The sequence below is a fragment of the Chlamydiifrater volucris genome (assembly GCF_902806995.1).
Classification (GTDB): domain Bacteria; phylum Chlamydiota; class Chlamydiia; order Chlamydiales; family Chlamydiaceae; genus Chlamydiifrater; species Chlamydiifrater volucris.
On the sequence record NZ_LR777654.1, the window covers coordinates 664,905 to 680,499 of the forward strand.

The 15,595-nt window shown below is 40.9% G+C and carries 9 protein-coding genes; 8 read left to right on the forward strand and 1 reads right to left on the reverse strand.

What is annotated here, in order from left to right:
- Nucleotides 1–65: 65 nt before the first annotated feature.
- The 4 genes from KJA62_RS02890 to KJA62_RS02905 all read left to right on the forward strand — a co-directional run bounded on the left by KJA62_RS02890 (nucleotide 66) and on the right by KJA62_RS02905 (nucleotide 6,655).
- Entirely contained in the window at nucleotides 66–1,541 is a 1,476-nt protein-coding gene (locus KJA62_RS02890; RefSeq protein ID WP_213318524.1) for a hypothetical protein, read from the forward strand.
- 75 nt (nucleotides 1,542–1,616) lie between these two features.
- Entirely contained in the window at nucleotides 1,617–3,125 is a 1,509-nt protein-coding gene (locus tag KJA62_RS02895) for a hypothetical protein (protein WP_213318525.1), read from the forward strand.
- A gap of 118 nt (nucleotides 3,126–3,243) precedes the next feature.
- Nucleotides 3,244–4,848 carry a hypothetical protein gene (locus KJA62_RS02900; protein WP_213318526.1) on the forward strand — a complete coding sequence of 535 codons (1,605 nt, stop codon included), beginning with the start codon at nucleotides 3,244–3,246 and terminating at the stop codon, nucleotides 4,846–4,848.
- Nucleotides 4,849–5,137: 289 nt separating this feature from the next.
- Nucleotides 5,138–6,655: a hypothetical protein gene (locus KJA62_RS02905; protein ID WP_213318527.1), complete on the forward strand. Its 1,518-nt coding sequence runs from the start codon at nucleotides 5,138–5,140 to the stop codon at nucleotides 6,653–6,655.
- Here the strand turns inward: KJA62_RS02905 and KJA62_RS02910 are convergent.
- Nucleotides 6,632–7,006 (reverse strand): hypothetical protein, encoded by a 375-nt coding sequence (locus KJA62_RS02910; protein WP_213318528.1) that lies wholly within the window; start codon nucleotides 7,004–7,006, stop codon nucleotides 6,632–6,634. The genes KJA62_RS02905 and KJA62_RS02910 overlap by 24 nt on opposite strands.
- Before the next feature lie 10 nt (nucleotides 7,007–7,016).
- On the opposite strand from KJA62_RS02910, the gene KJA62_RS02915 reads away from it, so the two are divergent.
- The 4 genes from KJA62_RS02915 to KJA62_RS02930 all read left to right on the forward strand — a co-directional run bounded on the left by KJA62_RS02915 (nucleotide 7,017) and on the right by KJA62_RS02930 (nucleotide 15,447).
- Nucleotides 7,017–8,321, forward strand: coding sequence for a hypothetical protein (locus KJA62_RS02915; RefSeq protein ID WP_213318529.1), 1,305 nt, complete (start codon nucleotides 7,017–7,019; stop codon nucleotides 8,319–8,321).
- Between the two features lie 24 nt (nucleotides 8,322–8,345).
- Nucleotides 8,346–9,848 carry a hypothetical protein gene (locus KJA62_RS02920; protein ID WP_213318530.1) on the forward strand — a complete coding sequence of 501 codons (1,503 nt, stop codon included), beginning with the start codon at nucleotides 8,346–8,348 and terminating at the stop codon, nucleotides 9,846–9,848.
- Nucleotides 9,849–10,145: 297 nt separating this feature from the next.
- Nucleotides 10,146–12,713, forward strand: a complete 2,568-nt coding sequence (locus tag KJA62_RS02925; protein ID WP_213318531.1) for a hypothetical protein — start codon at nucleotides 10,146–10,148, stop codon at nucleotides 12,711–12,713.
- 88 nt (nucleotides 12,714–12,801) lie between these two features.
- Entirely contained in the window at nucleotides 12,802–15,447 is a 2,646-nt protein-coding gene (locus KJA62_RS02930; RefSeq protein WP_213318532.1) for a hypothetical protein, read from the forward strand.
- Nucleotides 15,448–15,595 lie beyond the last annotated feature (148 nt).

The following is a 15,595-nucleotide window of genomic DNA, read 5'->3' on the forward strand; positions in this document are numbered from 1 at the left end:
CATTTGCATTAAAAAATGGATAGCGTACACTGGCCACCTTTCGATATCACCCTGGAGCATATCGGATGTCTTCTCCTGTCAGTGGGGCTGACGGAAGCCCCTCAAGGGACTCTCCCTCCAGTTCGTCTAGAGAAGAACCCCGCTCTTCCTCGCCCGCGCTTCCCTCCATAGACACAAGGATTACCAGAACGTTTTTACTGCTTCAAGACTTGTATTTGGTTTCCTTACGAGAGATTCCTCTATCCCTTCAAGGGTACAATCCGATAGTTTTAGAGCAAACTGCTGAACAAATTCGGTCAATGATGCATTGGGAAAGAAATTTTCTCAAAATAGCTAGGGCTATGGTTAGCGCTAACATTACTCTGGAGACCAAACTAAGAGATAATTCGTCCCTTACAAATCAAGAAATATCTCTGATAACAAATACACTACAAGACATTGCCGAGGCTGGAGGAAGTGGGACATCTACCAAGGCTCAGAAAGGAACCAAACGACCTGCCGAGACAGAAGATCAAGAGGTGCCCAAGAAAAAGAGTACATCTGTGCCCGGGACTTCCAGTGAATTCCAAGAAGAACAGAGTTTATGCTCTCCTGAAACCATCTCAATGATTCTGGACATAGCTTACAACAGGCTGGGTTACAGAAAGAATGATTTCTTTTGTTACTACTTCCATAAAGAATTGCTTTGTCAGCATTGCCAAAGAGTTCAGAACTTCTTGTCTCCCCAAAAAAACAAAACAGAAATTCAGTTGCGCCAGCAACTGAAAGATTTGCTTTTGTTGTACACTAACCACAGAAAGCTTGCGTCTTGCCTACACAGGCATAAGCAGCTTCAGGAAGTTCTTCTACAGGCACAACCTTTTACTAACTTTCAGCTTGCTCTGATCATAAGTGATTGCCAAGTTTTAGCTCCAACGGGCCTTCCTAACCTTCCGGACCCCATGAACCACTTATTCATTTACTCCCGGTTAGATAAACTAGTTAAGGAAGGTCTCAACAGTCCTCTCATAAGAGCCGTAAGACAGGTTTGGTCTACGGATCGCCAACCCAGCCTGAAAGCTGACCTTATGGTGATAGCCTCTGACCAGTCTGGAGAAAAAATAGAAACCATCACCACAAGACAATTACAAGACAAACTTCCGGACATACGGCATTCCAAGTTAGTCGTAAGAAAAGCCTATTACATGAAAAAAACAATGACCCCCCTTTTTTTGGAAACCGTTGCCACGATAGCTCTGAGAACTACCAAGAGCCTTCTAAAGCGTCCAGAATTTAGCTTTTTGACTGTGCCTTCGCCGTCAAAAAGAAGACTTCCTACTCTGGATTTGCTCCTTGATATTTGCGCCCTTGTTTTTGGTTGTGGAGGGGAATGGATGGCAGAACCTCCACCATCTCGGGTGAGCCAAAGAATTTCTCCCCAAGAAAGAAATTGTTTGTTTTTTGCATCGCCTCTAAGAGAGCTTTTGCACGAAGAAATTTTGAAATACATTGAAAATAATAATATAGAATGCAACGAAAACTATTTATTTTCAAGAAAATAAAAAATCAATTCAATTGAAACAAATCATCAAATACACACAGAATTATCTCTTCTTAAAGTAATTAGAGATATAACAATGACCTCCCCTGTAAATAGCAGGTCTTCCTTTTCTCAAACCACACAACAGTCATCAGACAGTTATTCCTCAGATGATGAACAAGCAAGGTGTTCTACAGAGACTCTTCCTTCCATAAGCTCTACAATTTCAGAAACTTTTTTTCTTTTGCAAGACCTGCTTCTCTTCGCCTTAGAACAAACAAGATCCTCGGGTGATTCTTCTGTAGAATCCCATATAAAATCTTCTCTTATAGATAAGTATTCTTTATCTACTATAGAGACAGTATCCAAGCAAGTTTTCGATCTTATGAAATCTACATCCGAAAGCTGTATGAAAATAGCAAACTCACTGGTGAGCTGCAACCTCTGTCTACGTGGTAAAATACAAAACCATTTAGCGTTGACAGAAGATGAACTGTCTCTAGTTCGACAAACACTAAAGGACATTAATGAAGCTTCAGGAAGCGGGCAAGGAAAAAAACGCACTGCTTTGACTGAAAAGGAAACACCGCTAAAAAAGAGAAAATCACGCTGGCAAGAACTCACTACAAGTGAAGTCTTTGTTAATGAAGCCCCAAAAAAATCTCTGCTGGCTATCTTAGAAACTATTCAAAACAATGCCGACTGGAGTAAAGAGGGTTTCCAGTGCCCCGAGCATTTCGAGCAGCCTTACTGCCCTTTTTGCTCCCCCCTTCAGAACCTCTTACATCCCGTGAAACAACAATCAGAAAATGAACTCAGATGGCAGATTCAGGTGCTGCTACAATATACTACAAAAGAGGCACTAGCAAGTGCCTTGAAACACAATATTGAGGTGCAAAAAACATTTTTGCGCGCCAGAAGCTTTAATAATCTACAACTGGCCCGCATTCTCCTAGCTTGCGATATCTCCGATGATATTTGCCTACCTAAAGGTCCTAATCCCAAAGGCCATGTTGAAATTCTCGAATGTTTATATTCTCTTGTTAATGAAGGACCTCAAAGTTCTTTTGTTCAAATAATACAAACAATTTGGAGAAATGCTGATCCCACAATATTGTCGAGCTACTCCTTTAAGATAGCCTCTGACTCCAAAGGACTCAACATTCAAGACATACCCGTATATGCTGCCCCTCAGCTTATTCCGGATGTGAAGCGGTATTATCCCAGCAAAGACAAGAATAGTGGACTCATCATTTTTACTGAGAGGCCCATGACCTCTTACTTTGCTAAATTTTTAGCTACAGTTGTCCTAACAACCCTACAAGCTATTTTAGATAATCAAGAATTCCAAGCTTCTTTACGAGATTTATTCGTCAAATCCCCTGAAGGAGAGTGGGTTCCTTCCATGAAATTATTCCTAAAAATATGCTCGTTAGTGCTTCTTTCCACCAACACTTGGAAAACATTTTCTACTCCATGTAAGGCAAGCGTTCTAACGAAAGAACCCTTATCTTTTGAACCAGAAGCAATAAACTCGTTAGAAAAAAATCTTTTAAACTTCACAAAAACCAACTACATACGCCTAATTGGAAGTGAAATATTCTGAATAAAAGCACAAGGAAAGCTTTCTTGGCTCAAAGGGGCTATCTTTAAGTCTTTTTTATTTCTGGAAAAAGTTTTTTAATTAGAATCGAAGAAAACCAACTGTCCTTTGGGAAGAGAAAATGGCCTCTCCTGTAGGTGGTGGAGGCAGCCCCTCCAGGCCTCCTCCTCCAGAAAAAGAACCACAGGTCACGAAAAAGTCTTCTATAACGGAGATGGTTGCAAAAACTTTAGCTCTCCTGCAAGATCTCCAGTTTTTCCTTTCCGAACCGGAGAAAGTTTCTTCCCCTATCATTATGGAGAAACTTCGTCACCTAAAAACGCTCCAAACAAACGCGGAAGAAATTCGCAAACTCGCTCAAGAAACCTCTACTAGTCTTAATAGTGTAGCGACAGCAATGGTCGCCTGCAATATACAAATCGAGAAAAAGTTAAAAAAAAATACAGAGCTCTCGCGACAAGAAATTGCATCCATCAAGGCCGCCCTACAAGACATCTCAGAGGCAGGGGGAAGTGGATTATCTGCCGAGCATGCGCTAATGGAAAGAGACCCCCCTGCGCTCTCTAAAACATCTTCTACCGAACAGAGTATATCAAAATCTGAACCCTCTGTACTATTGCCACTAAAAAAACGTAGTTTTGCTCAAGCTTTCTCCAAAGAGGATCCCTCAACAGCATCTTCCGGACAGATTCTTTGGGACATCTTTTCCGCCACAGAAGCTCTTCAACCTCCATCCACTCATTCCCTACAAGCTTTCATTGACTTACTGGATATGACCATTAGCAAGCTGCCTTGGCATCTTTCAAGCCTCTCTGAACATATTCATACCACACCGGTGTGTATTCGGTGCTTCCCAATACAAAAATTGCTTAGCTGCTTAGTCATAACAGAAAATGAAGCAACATTAAAATGGCAATTACAAATCTTACTAAATCACATTAATAAAGAGCAGTTGGCGCTAGCTCTTCTAAATATACCAGAAGCTACGCAAGCTGTGCTACATATACCAGAAGCTACGCAAGCTGTGCTACGAACTCAATATCTAAGTGACTCCCTACTAGCCCTTATCCTTTACAAATGTAATGCACCAGAATCCTTATGTTTACCTAAAATGGGACATCCCAAAACACAGGGAGTCGTATATTTTTTCCTAGAAAAAGTTATTGCCTTGGGAATTCATAACAGAACTATCGGAATTATCCGAAGAGTCTGGAGAACAACTCGAAACCCAGAGTGTCTTCTCAAAAATCTGTCTATACGACTCGCTTACGACTCACGATGTTTGACTACAAAAGAGATTTGCCAAGAAGAATTCGTCAAACTTTTTCCAAAAATATCTAGAGCTTATCCATTCGGCAAAGGACAAGCAGCTTATTACACGAGCAGAGCTGTCCCTTCGTCTTTCATTGATTTTGCCTTTTGCGTAACAGTGAAAACTTTAAGAGCGTTGCAGCAACAGCCTGAGGTTGCTGATTTATTTTTAAAAAGCCCGGAAAACACCTTTATACCTCACACCGAAATGTTTATGCTTATCCTTTCGTTGACTCTTCTTTCTTCCAGTTCCAAGTATAAAATTCGAGTTTTATCAAGCAAAGCTAGTGTCACTCGAAGACAATTTCTAAGTTTCAAAGAAGAAGAGTCTAAAGTTCTAAGCAAAGAACTCCTTGTCTTTGCTAAAAGCAATGGAATAAAAATATCGGTACCGTTGGCTAGCGATGAATTGTGATGATTCTTGAAGCACAACTTAGTGTTTCAAGGCTAGAAACTTGTGTCTTCCTTTCCATCAAGAACACGGGATTGCTTTCTTATTGGATGGACTGAAGAGAAAGCAATTGCACTCCATTAAAATTTTTGGATACAGAAGGTCGAGAATTATAAGCCATCTTTCAAGAGCATAAAAGGATTATTAAAAAAAATAATTTATAAAAACAACCAAACTGTCAAAAAATGAATTAAATTGAAACAAAAACAAAACAACAATAAATTGTCCATCTTAGTAAAAAGTTGAGCATTACATGTCTTCACCCATAGGTAGTAGATCCCCATCCCCGATACCCCACACATCCTCCCAAGAACCGCCTCTCCAATCGCCCCTCTCTGGGTCCGTAAGCAACTACCTTCTACAAACCATGCTGTTATTAGAAGACCTAATGGCCTTCTCTTTGAAAAGAAAGCATGAAACTATCCTTACACAATCCCCATTTCTGAGAGGGCTAAATGTTCTAACAGTAAAGTCCACTTCCGAACAGATAAAGGCCCTTGCTATAGAGACATCGAAAAATTGTGCAGAAATTGCCCAATCTTTGCTTAACTGCAATATTTCTATAGAATCATCTTTGCTAGCAGACAGAGTTCTTTCTGAGAAAGAATTAGCACAAATCAAGGCCTCCCTCATTGGAGTCCCAGCGGAAAGTTCCGAAACGCCCTCAGAAGCAGAAAGTACTTCTTCTGGTTCATCCACACAATCCAAACAACATGTAGCATCTCAAGAGCAAAGACACTTGCCGCTGAAAAAACAAAAACTAAGATGGGGATCCTTGGTACCTTTAGAAACTCCTCCTCTCCAGGAGAGTACAGAACAACGGAATCTCTGTTCTTTGGAAGCGTTGGAAGCAATACTAGAGGTTGTCCATACGAACGCAAGAATAGGAATTGCTCTAGTCAAATTCTCTTGTCCAAGAGGACATACTGAATCTGTTTGTCATACTTGTGCACCCTTGCAAACCATGTTGACAAACATGCACTCCCCCCAACGAGAGGCTTCTATATGGCAATTAGAAGTCTTACTCCAGTATACCACCGTTAAAAAGTTAGCTGCTAGCCTTCATGCAACCCCTTCTATCCTCAAAAAGATTTTGCAAGGGTCTACTTTGCTAAATCATCAGTTAGCCATACTTATTGACTCTTGCAACATACCTGATGCTATTTGTTTACCAAATACAGCGAATCCTGCTCTTTTAGCCAATTTCTGCCGAACTTTGGAGGAAATCATTTCCTCAGGGATCCAATCATCCTTTGTGCAAGCCATCTTGCGAATATGGCAGAGTAGAGAGTATTTACAAAGTTCAACGGCTTCCATAAAAATCTCTACAGATGAGGGTACTGAGAAACATGACTTTTTCTCCCTATCTACGAAAGTTCCTTACATAGTCCGCGCCTATCTACACCAAACCAAGGGGAAAAAAGTAACATCCTACAGAAGGGTTGCTATGACTCAAGCATTCGCTGACTTTGTGGCCAAAATCACTATCAAGACGGTACAAATATTACAGGATACGCCGGAATATCAAGATATGCTTGTAAGAACTCCCGAAGGATTCCTCGCTAACATGAACCTCATAAATCGTATTTTTACTTTGATCTTCCTCTCCAGCGTGAAGTGGCAAATCTACATAGACTCTTGCAAAGCAACTGCTGGACAACTTGCTCAACGATCATCCCTTAGTGAAAATGAAACAGAGATTCTGTATGCAGCGCTGAGAAATTTCTCAAAACAATATGCCATTACATTACAAGGAAGCTCCTACTTTTAAAAAAAATTTATACAAAATATAGAACCGACTACTACTTCTAATGTCTTCACCCATAGGTAATACACCACCCCAAACACCACCATTATCCCCTTCACATGATCCCCAAGAAAATGTAGTCATCCTTTCATCAGAAGAATCTAGCAGCGATAGCGAATCCTCAACACCTAGTAGATCAACGCTGTCCCACTCTGCACGAGCTCTTCTAGCTCTCGAGTCTTTACGAACATCTCTATCTACATCTTCCGCTAGCAACCAAGAAGAAACTCCTTCCACATCCAGGGAGGTGACTACGCAACAACAGTCATCTGAATCCCCGTCCCTACCCGCCTCCTCAAAAAAAACCCAGCTCATATTTCAGATTATGCAGCTACAGGAGGAAGGGATTAACCAAGAATTGATCTCCCAAGCTTGCGAGAGACTGCAAATTTCTTTGCATCGACAACTCAATGAAGGAGTTCCTTTCTCCCAAGAGCAACTACTCTATCTTCGACAGGTATGTCAAAGCGTTGCGCAGGAACAAAAAGAAGCAATTTCTAAGCGATGTCGGGAAGAATTAGCAGAAAAACACCTCCCCTTGAAAAAAAGAAAAATTGCTCATGCGGCGCTTCAAACTCCGTCATTAATACAATCTCCTTCGCTAATTCCTTCCGTACTGCTTCCTCCTCATCCTCAAGCGCAACAAATATCCGAAGAGTTCTTTGACTCAATAGCTTACATGACTTCTTTGGCTAAACTACCGGAAACTACTTCAGGTAGCTGCTCACATAACATTTGTGGAATCCTATACAACGAGGATTCCTGCCCTAGCTGTCTTCCTTTGAGAAATTTTTTAGCAACACAAAGAATAAATTTTGGACTCATTTTCCAGCTTAGAATGCTCTTCCAAACAATAAATAAAACGGAGCTTCTAAACGCTTTTCGTGTTCTCTCTTTTATTCCCGAAGCTCTATTTAGCAGAAAAAAATCTGTCTTATCGGACTACGAACTTGCCTGCATTTTAGAACTGTGCCCTTCGGGAAGCAACCTCCTGCTACCCAATAAAACCTCGCCACTCTCTCAGTTAAAAATATACAAAGCTTTAGCCAGTCTGTTAGCAACCCAGGCAACAGATCCACTGTCCCAAAAAATTCGCTCCTTGTGGAAGGAGGCTAAGGGGCCAATACCAAATCCAGACAATATATCTAACTTGTTTGTGATCAATAGAAAAGGCGACGTCGAACCTTTCAATAAGGCCTCTCTAACCCCCTTACTATCCTCACTACATAGAATCTACTACCAAAAAAAACAAGGCGTTAAAGGGGAAATTGTGCTTCGAAAAAACATCCCTTCAACACTTTCGTACAGTAACTTCATTACTTTGACCCTTACCTATACGCTCTCTCTTATGATGGATGACCCTTCCTGTAAAGATTTTTTCTTTACCTCGACCAAAGGTATTACCTGTTCATCTAAGATTATTGCTCGCATTATTGCTATGGCCTTAAACGCTAACCCGGCAAACACAATCAAAATTTTCCCTTGTAGAGCAAGCTTATCAACCACAGAAACCCTAAATCTTTCTGAAGAGTTGAGAGAAGAGCTCTTTAGAGAATTAAGAAACCTAATCTTTCAAAACAACCCCAGAGGGATCCCTGGCGGTTGGTCCCTCTTTACATCAAAAAAATGACAACCCAAGGTAAAGCATACACATATGACGACACCGATAGATTCTTCTTGCTCAGGAACTTTTTGCTCTTTTCCCTTATCAACCTCTCTGGAAGAAAAAATAAAATCTAACCTTATAGCGCTCAGAACAATTACCCTGCAACGCATCTATAAAACAGAAGAAATTCGCTCCTTATCTGAAAACTTATTCTCCATCAGAAGACAAGGTTTCGGACCCAGAACTATTTCTGAGGCGCTTGCTATTTCTAATATCTCTCTCAATCTTTTACTGCAAACAAACCAGACATTATCAGAATCTCAGTACACAAGAATACTTTCCAACTGTAAAGATTTGAAAGAATCGTCAGGAAGCAGCCACGAAGCCATACAAACTCCAACATTGACTTCTACCTCAGCACAGGAAGAACATCATTTACCCTTAAAGAAGAGAAAAAAAACTCTTGAAGAATTTGTTAAAATAATAGAGCCTTCCTCAGCCCCTGAACTGAGGGAAACTGAAAAATCGGCAAGGCTTCTGACAATAGATACTCAGCAAGTGGAGACAACAGCTAGAACGCATGAACAAAGTTCCTCAGCTCTTGTTTTTCTTCTAGAAACGATAATAAGAGATCACCCCCAAAGTAACAAAAGACCTTCTCTTAGAGCTATTCAATGCCCTGAAACTAATGGGGAAGAACTCTATCACTCTTGCTCCAAATGTGCATTAACCAGAAAGATTTTTGTTTCTCTATCCTACACATTAAGAAAGCAGCTTGCTGTTTTGTCAGAAGCTTCTTCAAAAGAAGTCGTGGCGGAAGCTCTGCTAAATCTTCCTTTTGTAGAGAGTCTCGAAAATCTCTCTTCCAGGCATCACTTCACTCACTTAGAAATAGCTCACATTATTGCCAGATGTAACATAAAAGATGAAAACATATGCATCCCCGGACGAAGAAATCCTGCAACTCAGATCCCGCTCTACAACTCCCTAGAAAGGGTCATCTCTTCAGGATTATCCCACCCTCTCACGCAGACTATCCTGAATATCTGGCAACATTCTCCCGTAGTAGCGCGATCTTTTTATGAAGAATCCGCAAGCCTGCTAATTGTGAAAGATAATGAACCTCAATTAGTATGTACAGCAAACATAGAATCCTTGTTCTCTAACATAGATCAAAGATATTTCCACAAAGGAAGGAGCAAACGCTACCATACATCGATGTCTCAAGGATACAAAACATTCTTAGCCACTATTGCGTTACTTACCTTATATATCCTTAAAAACTCGCCTTTAGGGATTCCTTACTTAACAAATACCGCAGAAGGGACGGCCGTTCCTTGGCATGTTATCGACCATCTTGTCTGCTTAATCCTCTGCTCCAATCCAGCATGGAAAGTAGCGGTCTCGGCGACAAGGGCTTCCATAGGACCTTCTCAAGAATTGGGATTCTCTGACCAAGAGGCGGAAACGATATCACGGCACTTACTAAGATTTACTACTGCTAATGGTCTATTCCTAAGAGGTCAAAGTGTATATAATGCTTCATCCTGATAGCTTTCCTAAGAACAAGTTCAAAGCTTGTTCTTAACTCGAAAGATCTCTAAGTAACAAACACTTACACCAAAAAGAGGAACCCACAAAAAGTTGCTGTATAAAATGTTTTGCCTTTCCTATTTTTAGTCATTGATCTAAAGTGTGTTGCAAAAATTTCTCAGGAGGTTTTTATTCTCTGTATTTACCCCTCGAAGTCTTCCCTGTAGCTGATTTCTCTGAAAGAGATCCACCGACACCAATTGATGCTATTACGTAATACGAGCCCCACACCTGCCGCAGTTTGGAAAACCGCTTATGAGCATCTCCAAATCTACTGAAGCACCCTCTCCTGGCACAGAGTCTTCCCCCGTTTCTCTTCAGGAAAGAACGGCTGTTAATCTAAGTCTTATTCAGCAGATAATTTTACAACAACCTCCTCATCAAGTGGGTCAGCGAGAATCTTTATACAACCAAATTAACGCTATGGTTAATCAAGGGTTCGGTTTGTCCACAATAGCCGAAGCTATGGTTATCTCCAGATTATCTGTTAAAACCCTACTGATGGAGGATCGAATCCTTTCACAATCAGAGCTGAAAAATGTTTTGTCTTGCTGCCAAGACCTATCGGAAGCCTCTGGAAGTGGATCCCAGCAACCTCCACCAGCTCCTCAAGTACGATCGCCAGAAGAAATTATGTCTACTAGCCAACAACCTAGTATTAGTCCCGAAGAACTACAACTGCCTCTTAAGAAAAGGAAAACTATCTACGAAACTTTCATTAAACAAGTACAAGAACCTCCAGAGATTCCTTTTCCGGAAGCGCCATCCATAGAGTTTTTGTTAGATACAGCCCAACAAAACGCCTATATGTCCCTACTTAAAGAGATACCGTGTCCAAATGGAGAATCAGAGAGCCACGAGTGTCGCAAATGCTCCATGGCAAAACAAGCTGTTCGAGAAAAAAAACGAATGCTTTTCATGCAGCTGGGAGATTTTTTATCATATACAAACAAGACTACCCTTGCTCATACCTTAATTACTCTGGTTAGGGAAGGTAAGATTGCTAGTTTAGAGTCGACATTATTTTTCTCCAGGCTGCAAATCTGCCATGTACTCGAACAATGCAAAGTGGGAGATGAAGTATGCCTTCCCGGCAAAAAACACCCTGCTGAACACTTACAATTCCTTCAAAGTCTAAAAGATACTATCAACGAAGGAATTCATTCTCCGTTAACACAAAAAATACTAGATCTTTGGGACGCTCCCCTCTTCTTAGGACATATACCTTCTGTCGTATTGGTACTAAAATCTGATAATACCTTGGGCATTCTTTCTGAAGAAAACTGTTTCGCTATAGCTTCTAAGCTCGAACATAGGTATTATCGTGGCGAAAGAGCTGCCGATCTTCGATTTCTATCTTCCTCCCATATGAGCTTTTTAGCAAAAATTACTTTTGCCACAGTGAAAGCAATGAAACTTTCTAAAGAAGGATTCAAATTTTTCTCCCCGACTAAGTTTGGATGGGTTGCTATTGAATGGAAAATAGTAGAACGCATTTACAATATCTTGTTCGCTTCCAACCGTTCTTGGAGAGTGGAAATTCCTGCATCTGGAATAGCATCGCCAGCACCAGAAGATCTTAGATTTTCTCCCGGGGAAATAGATCTCGTATCTCTGCAATTACAAAAATTTACCCAAAAGAACTGCATAGTCCAATCTGCAAGCGGATATTTACCTCGCACTTCAGAAGTTGAAGTCGCTCTTCAAGAAGAAGTTGCGCCCTCTGAAAAAATTTCAGAAACTTCAGAAACTACACCCTCTGCAGAGGAACCTCCCAAGAAAAAGTCTAGAAAAACACGCCATACGCCAGAGAAAATTGAAGTAAAGTGCTCCGATGAGATCGTTCGAATGGAAAATCCTTCTCCTCTGCTTCCGTCACAAGAGGAAGATAGGGAGGCCTTGCTATTTTTACTTTCAGAAATTGCGAGAGTAGGATCTCGGAAACTCACTGTGAAATGCCCTAAAAGTACAGAAGAAAGCAAAGATTTAGAACATGTGTGCTCACACTGTTTGCTGGCAAAGCAGTTTATTTATTGCAGCCCTCCCATAATGAGAACACAACTAAGCACCCTACTGTCGCACACTACACAAAATCAACTCGCAGAAGCAATCTTAAATCTGCCTTCCAGCAGAAACTTTGCAAAATTGATCCAAAAACCAAACTTCGACAATCTGTCTGTTGCCATTCTCATGCGCGACGCTAAAATAGGAGACTCCATATGCCTCCCGGGAGGAAAGAGTCCCTTATCCCAAATAGAACTGTATTGCATAATGGATAAGGTAATTTCTTCTGGGCTGAAGGACCCTATAACTTCGGATATTTTAAATATTTGGAAAAAGTATACTCCCTCACTTAGTCATCACAACATAAGAGAAGTTCCGTCCATATTAACCTTAGAAAACAACCAACTGACACTCACAACATTAGATTCACTAATACCGCTTATCTCATCTACGGAACAACTGTTTACTTTTGTTTCAGGCCAACGAAAGCGGAATAGATGCATAACAAGCTCCCATGCTAAGTTTTTAATTACTATTACCCTTCATACCCTAAAAGCGTTCTCTTTATCGGCAACAACCCAGAAATATCTGGCATCTACACCGCAAGGGACTGCTGTCCCTAAAGACATCGTGGAACATACTTGTGGTCTTATCATGGCTTCACATCCAACTTGGGGTATTATAGTACTCCCTACTAAAGCTTCACCCGATATAGAAATTTTGCGATTACCTTTAGAAGAGACGACAATACTCCATACTGCCATGCAAAGATTTTGCAGAATACACAGGCTTGGCTTCCGCGGAAGAACCAAATTTTGATTCTGAAATAAAATCCTTTTAAACATCTAGTTTTTAACAAAATCCGTACAACATTTACCCATTTAACATCAAAAAGAATAACAAAGATATGAGTGTATCTAAACTTTTTGAATTCGCCTCATCAACTCCAACCCTTTCACATTCCGCACCTCTCGAAGATAGAATTAGAAGCAACCACAAGCTCATTCAAGAAATCGTTTCGACCAATCCCTTGGATATGACAGGAACCGAGGGCATCTTGTGCAGCCAATTATATTTTGCGGAAAGAAAAGGGTTCAACTTTCGCTTAATTGCTGAAGCTTTGGCCATTTCGGAGATATCTTTAAGAGTAATACTGAGAGAACAGCGATCATTGTCTGCAACTGAATTCAACAGTCTCCTGAGAAGTTGTCAAGATTTATCGGAAGCTTCTGGAAGCAGCTCCATCCCAGCCTCCGAAAGATTTGAACCGTCCTTACAAACTCCTTCTCTGGAAGAGGAGTCTGCCATGGAAATAGAAATTTCTACTACTCCAAAGAGACCCCTGGAAAAAGAAGAATTGGCGCTCCCTCTCAAAAAGAGAAAAATCTGGACAGTACTCCAGCCTTCCCCAGCTCTTTCTCGTCCCGCACCTATGGAAAGCCCTCCCCAACATGAGTCCAAGGAAGCAATCTCCCTACTGATGAGCACTGTCATAAATATTCGAAACGGTGTTCCGAATCCTGTTGATTGTCCTGAAACAGCTCCTCATCCCCGCTGTGACACTTGTGAGCTATCCCATTATGTAGCTTCTCAAAGAGATCTCTTTTTAATTAAGCAATTAGGGATATTACTCCTCCATACGTCTAAGGAAGTACTGACGGAATCTATAATCCACCTAATGGGACAAAAAAGGATTGCTCCCCTTTACGGTAGGCGATATTTCACTTCCCTGGAAATCGCTTACCTTGTCGATGCATGCCGACTGGGCAAAGAGATCTATTTGTCTCGAAAAAAAGATCTCAGATTAGAAGTGAATTTATACAAAATTATGGAAGATGTCGTGCGAGGGGGAATTAGACATCCTTTGGCGCAAGCATTGAAAGAACTTTGGGATTCTCCACATCCAGTGAAAATTCAAGACGTATCTATCGCCGTGAGAGAAGCTGATGGCTCAGTAAATGTGCTTTCCGTACCTTTAATAACCGCCCAATTTTCTTCTGTAACTCCTCGTCACGCTCATATGAAAAAAGTAGGGAAAAAGTTTTATGTTTCCTCAACATATTTCGGTTTTGTAGCACAAGCAACCATTCTTTCACTTAAAGCTTTACTGACAACCCCCAAAGGAGCACCTTTTATAGAAAGTACCGATTCCGATTCTGTCATTTTCCACAAAAGTACTGTGCAACATATTTACAGTCTCATACTATGCTGCCACCCTATATGGAAAGTAGAAGTTATTCCTTGCAAGGCCTCTCCTGCTTTCCCACAACTTTTAACACTCCCTGAGAAACAAATTTCTGAATTGTTTCCTGTACTAAAAAAGTTTGTTAGAGTGAACGGCATCCGACAAACGCGCGGACAATACTTTGATGAAGAAATGGCCAAAGAAATTTCTGGTATTACCGCACAAGAAAGCTCCGAAGAAACTGCATCCTCAGGAGAAGAACCTTCACATTCTGAAAGCTCTGATGAAGAAGACATTGCAATAAGAGTCTCTAGAGCCCATCATGGAGAGGCTAGCCCCTCTTCGGAGGTCGCAGAAGAAATCCTTCCTCTCGAGGAAGAGTCAGTAGAAAGGCAACAAACAATTAGATCCGTATCCTTCCTTCTCGAAACTCTTAGTAGAGATACTTCATCTCCCCAGACATGTCCTGACCTTACAAAACATATTCCCGGGGAATCTGCTTGCTTTATTTGTGGACTATCAAAACTCCTTCTACACAAAAGTTACTCCAGCTTATTAAATCAGATAAAAAGTCTGCTAGAATTCACAGATAAATCTCGTTTGATAAAAGCACTAATGAAGTTATTCAATGGAGACCCTGCTTCGGAACTCGTTAAAAAGGGATCTTTTACTAATCTCGAAATAGCTTGTCTCCTCAGAGATTGTAAAATAGGACCCGCCGTATGTTTGCCTGGGAAAGAGAATCCTGCATCATTAGCCAATTTGTACTGTTCGGTAAGTAAAGTCATCTCTTCTGGGCTAGAAGACCCTTTAACAAAAGCGATCTTAGAAATTTGGGAAACATCAGATCCTTTGATATCATCAGCAAAAGAAACCTTAGACCCTCCTTTGGTGATTAAAAATGACGGGAGTACTCATGTTTGCCAACCGGCATTACTATTACCTATACTTACTCCCGTTCCCCAGAGGTACTTTGATATGCGAAGAGGTGCAAGAAAGCGCGGACGCCTTGTCTTAAAGATGTCTTTAACAACGACAAATTTTATCGCTAAAACAACGATGTTTACAATAAAAGCTCTACAAGAATCCTCCTTAGGGAGGCCTTTCCTAAAAGACTCTCCCTCAGGCCCTATATTCCCTTGGGAAGTTATGGAACACATTTACTGCCTAATCCTAGCTGCACATCCCATATGGAAACTTGCCATATTACCCTGTAAAGTAAATCCTGGAGGACTCCAAGAACTATCCTTTCTCAAAGAAGAGATAGAACTCATCTTTGGAAAACTCCAACGCTTTACTTCAATCAATTTTATCTTTCAAGCGGGACACAGTCTTGTTAGCGCCAGGAGGAGAGAAGCTGAAACGTGAAAGCTATCCGCAAGAATATTTCCAATGAAATACCAAGAATACTGAAAAGGGTTATGAGTAAAATATTGGTAACAATAAATCTTCTAGAAAGACAAGAGAGATTTGCATCGCAACCTTAAAGCACACCAAATCTCTAACCAAAGAAAAA

Bases quoted from the DNA above. Each gene is read 5' to 3' on its own strand.
- KJA62_RS02890 (WP_213318524.1), top strand. From the start codon at position 66: ATGTCTTCTCCTGTCAGTGGGGCTGACGGAAGCCCCTCAAGGGACTCT.
- KJA62_RS02895 (WP_213318525.1), top strand. From the start codon at position 1,617: ATGACCTCCCCTGTAAATAGCAGGTCTTCCTTTTCTCAAACCACACAA.
- KJA62_RS02900 (WP_213318526.1), top strand. From the start codon at position 3,244: ATGGCCTCTCCTGTAGGTGGTGGAGGCAGCCCCTCCAGGCCTCCTCCT.
- KJA62_RS02905 (WP_213318527.1), top strand. From the start codon at position 5,138: ATGTCTTCACCCATAGGTAGTAGATCCCCATCCCCGATACCCCACACA.
- KJA62_RS02910 (WP_213318528.1), bottom strand. From the start codon at position 7,006: ATGAGCTGGGTTTTTTTTGAGGAGGCGGGTAGGGACGGGGATTCAGAT.
- KJA62_RS02915 (WP_213318529.1), top strand. From the start codon at position 7,017: ATGCAGCTACAGGAGGAAGGGATTAACCAAGAATTGATCTCCCAAGCT.
- KJA62_RS02920 (WP_213318530.1), top strand. From the start codon at position 8,346: ATGACGACACCGATAGATTCTTCTTGCTCAGGAACTTTTTGCTCTTTT.
- KJA62_RS02925 (WP_213318531.1), top strand. From the start codon at position 10,146: ATGAGCATCTCCAAATCTACTGAAGCACCCTCTCCTGGCACAGAGTCT.
- KJA62_RS02930 (WP_213318532.1), top strand. From the start codon at position 12,802: ATGAGTGTATCTAAACTTTTTGAATTCGCCTCATCAACTCCAACCCTT.